The 5051-nt window shown below is 60.3% G+C and carries 4 protein-coding genes; all 4 read left to right on the forward strand.

The genetic code is table 11. The annotated features are described in order from the left end of the window. Positions 1 to 123 precede the first annotated feature (123 nt). The 4 genes from zipA (at position 124) to B3Q33_RS12800 (ending at position 4940) form a co-directional block, all read left to right on the forward strand. Positions 124 to 1047, forward strand: coding sequence for a cell division protein ZipA (gene zipA, locus B3Q33_RS12785; RefSeq protein WP_273008824.1), 924 nt, complete (start codon positions 124 to 126; stop codon positions 1045 to 1047). Positions 1048 to 1336: 289 nt separating this feature from the next. After that, positions 1337 to 3673: an NAD-dependent DNA ligase LigA gene (gene ligA, locus B3Q33_RS12790; protein ID WP_273008823.1), complete on the forward strand. Its 2337-nt coding sequence runs from the start codon at positions 1337 to 1339 to the stop codon at positions 3671 to 3673. Beyond that, entirely contained in the window at positions 3670 to 4251 is a 582-nt protein-coding gene (locus B3Q33_RS12795; RefSeq protein ID WP_273008822.1) for a hypothetical protein, read from the forward strand. The genes ligA and B3Q33_RS12795 overlap by 4 nt, the downstream gene beginning before the upstream one ends. 260 nt (positions 4252 to 4511) lie before the next feature. Further along, positions 4512 to 4940 carry a hypothetical protein gene (locus B3Q33_RS12800; RefSeq protein ID WP_035247061.1) on the forward strand — a complete coding sequence of 143 codons (429 nt, stop codon included), beginning with the start codon at positions 4512 to 4514 and terminating at the stop codon, positions 4938 to 4940. Positions 4941 to 5051 lie beyond the last annotated feature (111 nt).

Below are 5051 nucleotides of genomic sequence, written 5' to 3' on the forward strand. Positions count from 1 at the left end.
CCTCTCCCGCTTGCGGGAGAGGGGGTGGGGGAGAGGGCAGGTTTTGAACTCTGGCACGTGAACATGTAAAGAATCCAACACGGCCATCGAAGGTCGTGCAGCGCAAGCAAGGAAGATGAGGCAATGGGCCTGAATCTGGAAACATTGATTGGCATTCTGGTTATTCTGATCCTGCTGATCCTGGCGGACGGTGTCCGTCGCATGATCAAGGAACGGCAGGGTCGGCTGCGTATGCGTATCGACCCGCGTTACCGGGATGCTCAGGAAGACGAACCCGAGAAAAGCGATTACAACCCGGAGCTGATCGGCACCGCCCGTGTGGTACGTCGGGCCATGGAAATGGACTCGCAGGAGCGGGCTGACGCGCCGCCCACCATGATGGAGCCGGACGAAGCCGTTACCGAGGAGATCCCCACCGCCGAACAACAGAACCTGTTCGACGGTGACAGGGAGCCCGAGCCGGTGGACGAGCCCACAGCATACCGGGAACCGCCGAAACAACCGGAACCGCCCCGCGAGCCGCCGAAACCGGTAGTGGAGCAACGGGCTGCCGAGAAGAAACCGGCTGAGCGACAGCCGGAAAGAAAGACGGAACGCCACCGCGAACCCCAACCGGTGCTGGAAGTGATCGTGGTGCACCTGATTGCCCATCGTGGCGCGCCCTTTGCCGGTAACGATCTGCTGCGATTGCTGCTGGAATCCGGCCTGCGCTACGGGCAGATGAACATCTTCCATCGGCATATCACTCTGGATGGCCGCGATGAGCTGCAGTTTTCCATGGCCAATGCGGTTGAGCCGGGCACCTTTGACCTGGATACCATGGAAGAAAAGACCTTTGCCGGGGTGACCTTTTTCCTGAAACTGCCGGGCGCTACGGATGCGCTGGGTGCGCTGGACAAGATGCTGTCCATCTGCCGCCGTTTGGCCAGTGAACTGGACGGTGACCTGAAAGACGAACAGCACAGCGTGCTGACCCCGCAGACCATGGAGCATTTACGCCAGCGGGTGCAGGAATTCGAACGTCGCCAGCGAGTGCCTAGTGCGTAAAAAGCAGCGACTAGCTTCGAGCTGCTAGCTGCGAGGAAAAGCGGCACCGTTGGGGCTGGAGCGTAGGGTGCACTGAGCCTACGCGAACTGCACCATGCAAAGGCCGGAAAGGTGCAGTTCGCTCAGGCTCAGTGCACCCTACGTCTGACATGGCACCGTAGGAGCGCCGCTCTCTGTGCCCTGCGGGTATGAGGCGCGAAGCGGTTAAAGAAGACAACACCGATACAGCGCCGGTTCGCGTCTCAAGCAGCCTCCTAAAGAAGATTAAGACACAGGAAATCTCCGTCCCGTGAGCCAGCCTTCCCAAGACATCATTCAGAAAACCCAACACCTCCGCGACCAGCTTAACGACTGGTCCTATCGTTATTACGTGCTCGATGATCCGGCGGTGCCGGATGCGGAGTACGACCGCATTTACCGGGAATTGCAGGCGCTGGAGGCGGAGCACCCGTCGTTGGTCTCCCCGGATTCGCCCACCCAGCGGGTGGGCGATGTGCCGTTGGAAGCGTTCGATCAGGTGCAGCACGAAGTCCCCATGCTCAGCCTGGATAATGCTTTCGACGACGATGAGCTGCGTGCCTTTGACAAGCGGGTGCGCGAGCGCCTGGATGTGTCCGGCACCGTGGATTATGTGGCCGAGCCGAAACTGGACGGGCTGGCGATTTCCTTGTTGTACGTGGACGGGGAGCTGGTGCGGGCCGCCACCCGTGGTGATGGGCAGACCGGTGAGAACATTACCGTCAACGCTCGCACCATCCGTTCGGTGCCCCTGAAACTGCGTGGCGACACGCTGCCGTCCCGGCTGGAAGTGCGTGGCGAAGTGGTGATGCCCCATGGTGGCTTTGCCGCGCTGAATGCCCGGCAGGAAGAGGCGGGGCAGAAGGTTTTCGCCAACCCCCGCAATGCCGCCGCCGGCAGCCTGCGGCAACTGGATTCGCGGATCACTGCCAGCCGGCCGCTGGAGTTCTACGCCTATTCCATGGCGCAACTGGAAGGCGTCCCCGAACCGGCGACCCATTCAGACATGCTCGATGCCCTGCGCAGCTGGAATCTGCGGGTCAATCCGGAAGTGCGTGTGTGTGCAGGGGTTGAGGCATTACTGGATTTTTACCACGGTATTCTGGAAAAGCGTGACCGCCTCGGTTACGACATCGATGGGGTGGTCTACAAGGTCAATCGGTTCGACTGGCAGCGGGACCTGGGCTTTGTCAGCCGGGCGCCGCGCTGGGCCATCGCCCACAAGTTTCCTGCCCAGGAAGAACTTACCGTACTCAACGGCGTGGACTGGCAGGTGGGGCGCACCGGTGCCCTGACCCCGGTGGCGCGGCTGGAGCCAGTGCAGGTGGGCGGGGTCACGGTGAGTAACGCCACCCTGCACAACATCGACGAAATCCAGCGGCTGGATATCCGCATCGGCGATACCGTGGTGGTGTACCGGGCCGGGGATGTGATTCCCAAGGTGGTGCGGGCGTTGCCGGAACGGCGCCCGGCGGAGGCTCAGGATATTTCCCTGCCGCCGAGCTGCCCGGTGTGCGGCAGTGAGATTCTGCGTGGTGATGACCAGGTGGTGGCCCGTTGTACCGGTGGCCTGATTTGCGGTGCCCAGCAGCGTGAGGCGATCAAGCATTTTGCCTCGCGCCGGGCCATGGATATCGATGGCCTGGGCGACAAGCTGGTGGATGCGCTGGTGGATCAGGAACTCATTTCCACCGTGGCCGATCTGTACCGGTTGAAGCCGGAGCAGGTGGCGGGTCTTGAGCGCATGGGGGAAAAGTCCGCCGATAACCTGATCGCCGCGCTGGAACACTCCAAGTCGGTGGCACTGGGACGTTTCCTGTTTGCTCTGGGCATTTTGCAGATTGGTGAGGAAACGGCGAAAAGCCTGGCGGATTGTTTTGGCGACCTGGACACGATTCGTCGAGCCCCGCTGTTATTGCTGCTGGCGGTGCCGGATGTGGGCATGGAAGTGGCCAAGGCCATTGGTGCCTTCTTTGCCGAAGCCGATAACGAGGCGGTGATTGATGGGCTGCTGGCCGCCGGGGTGAACCCGCAGTCCAGTGGTGAACCGTCCGCGACTTTTGTGAACAGCCTGACATTGGCGCAGTTACTGAAATCCGCCAAGCGGCTGGGCATGAACCTTGAGGGTATCGGTGACAAGTCTCTGGACACCCTGGGCAACCATTATCGCACCGTTGCCGAGCTGAATGCGGGGGCCGCGGAAGGGGCCGGTGCAGAACCTAAAGGCGTGCGCTCCGGTGTGATGACGCAGCTGGCCAAGGCATTGGCGGATAACGGCTGGCTGGCCCGGTTGCAGGACGCCGAAGCCATGGTGGCGGAGTTGCTCGACCGCGCCCCGGCGCAGGCGGAAAGTCGCCCCCTGGAAGGGCAGACCTGGGTGCTTACCGGGACGCTGGAACAATTCACCCGTGACCAGGCAAAACAGGGCTTGCAGGAGTTGGGAGCCAAAGTGTCCGGTTCTGTGTCGAAGAATACATCCATGGTAGTGGCCGGCGCTGCCGCTGGCTCCAAGCTTGCCAAGGCGGAGTCCCTGGGGGTTGAGGTCTGTGATGAGGCCGCGCTACTGTCCGTATTCGAACAACACGGCATTGATCCGGGAGCTTTATGAAAATTGGCCTGACCCTGCTGCTGGCGACACTGCTTCTGGGTGGCTGTGCTGGCACACCCACCCAGACAGACAATGTCTGCGCGGTATTTGACCAGCGGGGTGGCTGGTTCAACAACTGGTACAAGTACGCCAAAAACACGGAAAAGGAATACGGCGTGCCGGTACCGGTGTTGATGGCGACGATCTACAAGGAATCCGGGTTTCAGGCCCGGGCCAAGCCGCCCCGCACCAAGCTGCTGGGGTTTATCCCCTGGAAACGACCGTCTTCCGCCTATGGTTACCCCCAGGCCCTGGATTCCACCTGGCAGTGGTACCAGGATGACACTGGCCGTCACGGGGCCAAACGCAACAAGTTCAAGGACGCGGTGCGTTTTGTGGGCTGGTACCACTACCAGAGCCATAGAAAAAACGGCGTCGCCCGCAACGACACCTACAACCTGTATCTCAACTATTATGCTGGCCACGGTGGCTATGCCCGTGGTACCTGGAAAAACAATAAATGGATGAAGGGCGCGGCACAGCGCACCGCCACGACGGCCAATCGTTACCAGCAGCAGATGAACAGCTGTGGGCGGTAGGGAAAATGTGGATTACGCCTGCGGCTAATCCACCCTACGTTTCCTGCGGGGTGGCATGGTTTTTCATTTCAGGCGGTGGCCACCGTTGGAGCTTTGCTCGCAAAGCGAAACCGTCAGGTATACGGAGGTTCGCCTCTTCGCTTTGCGAGCAAAGCTCCAACGGTATACGTGGGACCTGGTGCAGGTTTTGGTGTCCTGTTGCGCACAAAATGGCGGGGTTTTGCTAAAGTGCCGCTAGCAATCATGCAGTAGGGGGCAGCTTGGATAACGAATCCATCGTTTACGGGTGTATCAAACATCTGCCGTTTGGCTCCATCCAGGAGCGCAAGGCGCACTGTTTTCATAACCGTAGGGCTGTCCGGCAACTTCCTCAGGCCGATGAATGGCCATTCCTGTGCCGGGAAATGTTCTCTGTGCCCGGTGATGACCTGATGGGCGGCACCTTCCAGACCCAGGTGATCCACTTTGGCATGTCCTACCGGGCGGTGGAGTACGAATGGGAGCACTGGATCGCCAAGTTCGAATCCCTGCTCAAGAACATGTACTGGGTGAATGCGGTGGTACACCTGGAAACCGAGCTGTCCGGCTTCCATACCTTCGTCTGGGACAGCGCGGAGGTGTGCCACGAACCTTCCGAGGCGCCCCTGAGAGTGCGCTGTGAGTGGGCGCGGGAAGGGGCGATTGCTTGAGGGCAGTTGATAATTGAGAATGGATAATTGATAACGTCGCGGAAAACGTGGGGTTTAAACTGAAAGGCAAGAGGCCGCGCTCATCACTTGAGCGCGGCCTCTTGCCTTTCA

Origin of the sequence: Alcanivorax sp. UBA3183, assembly GCF_002364155.1 — a bacterium.
Lineage (GTDB): Bacteria > Pseudomonadota > Gammaproteobacteria > Pseudomonadales > Alcanivoracaceae > Alcanivorax > Alcanivorax jadensis.